The 1527-nt window shown below is 34.8% G+C and carries 4 protein-coding genes; 3 read left to right on the top strand and 1 reads right to left on the bottom strand.

The window, feature by feature from the left end:
* The first annotated feature begins 87 nt into the window (after positions 1 to 87).
* Both GX756_06895 and GX756_06890 read left to right on the top strand, forming a co-directional pair.
* Positions 88 to 369, top strand: a complete 282-nt coding sequence (locus GX756_06895) for a hypothetical protein (protein NLC17585.1) — start codon at positions 88 to 90, stop codon at positions 367 to 369.
* Complete coding sequence (locus GX756_06890) at positions 302 to 655, top strand: type II toxin-antitoxin system PemK/MazF family toxin (protein ID NLC17584.1); 354 nt, start codon at positions 302 to 304, stop codon at positions 653 to 655. Before GX756_06895 ends, GX756_06890 begins: the two co-directional genes overlap by 68 nt.
* A 113-nt stretch (positions 656 to 768) precedes the next feature.
* Here the strand turns inward: GX756_06890 and GX756_06885 are convergent, their stop codons facing one another.
* The gene (locus GX756_06885; protein NLC17583.1) at positions 769 to 1188 is read right to left on the bottom strand and encodes a hypothetical protein; all 420 of its coding nucleotides are present in this window, start codon (positions 1186 to 1188) and stop codon (positions 769 to 771) included.
* Between the two features lie 68 nt (positions 1189 to 1256).
* Here GX756_06885 and GX756_06880 point away from each other — a divergent pair, with 68 nt between their 5' ends.
* Positions 1257 to 1511, top strand: a complete 255-nt coding sequence (locus GX756_06880) for a hypothetical protein (protein NLC17582.1) — start codon at positions 1257 to 1259, stop codon at positions 1509 to 1511.
* The last annotated feature ends 16 nt before the right edge of the window (positions 1512 to 1527 follow it).

Raw genomic sequence — 1527 nt, 5'->3', positions numbered from 1 at the left:
GCAAACTAACAGACTATGTTTGTTTTATTGCCTAAAAATCCAAAGCTGTTTTTAGGTTTAAAAAATTTCTTTTGGGAGAATAATCTAATGAAAGAGTATGTAATAAAACTTAACAAAGAACTGGATTTAGAACTTGAAAGAAGAGCGCAAAGCCAAGGCATAACCAAAGAGCAATATCTTAACAATTGGGCGAAACTTTTTTTATCGGCTTCGCATAGTATAGACCGAGAAGAGTTTGCAAAGGGTTATGAGGAAATGGGAGCAATTAATCTTGAGCTTGCTAACATAGGGGATTGTGGCAATGGAAAAACCGAACATAAAAAGAGGCTCAATATATTTCGCCGACCTAAGTCCGGTGGTAGGAAGTGAACAGGGCGGCTTGCGCCCTGTATTGATAATTCAAAACGATATAGGCAACAAACATAGCCCTACGATTATAGCCGCCGCGATAACAAGCCAAATAAACAAGGCAAAACTGCCCACCCATATAGAACTAAAAGGCGAAAAATTTGGACTTAATAAGGATTCGGTAATATTATTAGAACAAATACGCACATTGGATAAAAGACGCCTAAAGGAAAAAATAGGCGAACTGGACGAAAAAACCATGGAGAGCGTCAATAAAGCCATACTTATTTCGTTAGGATTTTTTTAGATAATACTATAACCATAGAATATTAAAACAAAAGAAAACCCGCTATACAAATATATAAGCGGGTTTGATTTTATTAATTTATTTTTTTAAAAGACGCGGTAGTTTTTTGCTTTTTAGTTTATTAATATAAAGCCCAAATTTTTCATAAAATCTAAAAACGCTTTTTCGCCCTGTTCGTTGTCTTTAAATAACGCAGTGCATTTTAAGATCCGCTCGCACGCTTTATTGATATATTTTTCAATAGCGGCTCCAGCGTCTTCATCGCTTAAATTGGTGCCATGGTCGTTGATTAATTGGGCTATCATGCCCGTATGCGCAATCAAAGGATGGTTGGGATCGCTTAGTTCTTTGAAATTGCTTTTCCCGACCAAAAAGTCTTTAATTTCTTCGGCTTCTTTGGACAATCTTCCGGGCAAGATAAACACGCCCATAGCTTCTATCAAGCCTATGCTTTCTTTTTTGATGTTATGCAAATCAGGACTTACATGGAATATCCCGTCAGGATGCTCCAAGTCCGCGCGGTTATTACGCAAGATTATGTCCAAACTAAAAACTGCATATTTGGTTATTGTAGTCCAAAATATTTGAAAGGAAATTAGAAATGAGATATATTGCTAAAAAAGATGGAAAAAACGATAAGAAACAACAATTATACGCAATAAGTGGTATTAAACCAATGTCAACACCTGATGGACAAGAAGTAGAAGTTATAATTGATACTATCAAATTAAGTAAAGAAAATATCGAAAAAACTATCGAAGATTTAAACCAACAACATATACTTATGGTAGAAAAATATAAAGACGATGTTAAAAACTTAACTGACTACCAAGAAGCAATTAACCAAAGTAAATAGACTAGAAATAGTCTTT

The organism is Clostridiales bacterium (assembly GCA_012512255.1).
Taxonomy (GTDB): Bacteria; Bacillota; Clostridia; order Christensenellales; family DUVY01; genus DUVY01.
The sequence above is the reverse complement of the archived record's forward strand: the minus strand, read 5'-3'. Positions and strand labels throughout refer to the sequence as shown.

Excerpts from the sequence above, each read along its gene's own strand:
- GX756_06895 (NLC17585.1), top strand. The coding sequence starts at position 88 with ATGAAAGAGTATGTAATAAAACTTAACAAAGAACTGGATTTAGAACTT.
- GX756_06890 (NLC17584.1), top strand. The coding sequence starts at position 302 with ATGGAAAAACCGAACATAAAAAGAGGCTCAATATATTTCGCCGACCTA.
- GX756_06880 (NLC17582.1), top strand. The coding sequence starts at position 1,257 with ATGAGATATATTGCTAAAAAAGATGGAAAAAACGATAAGAAACAACAA.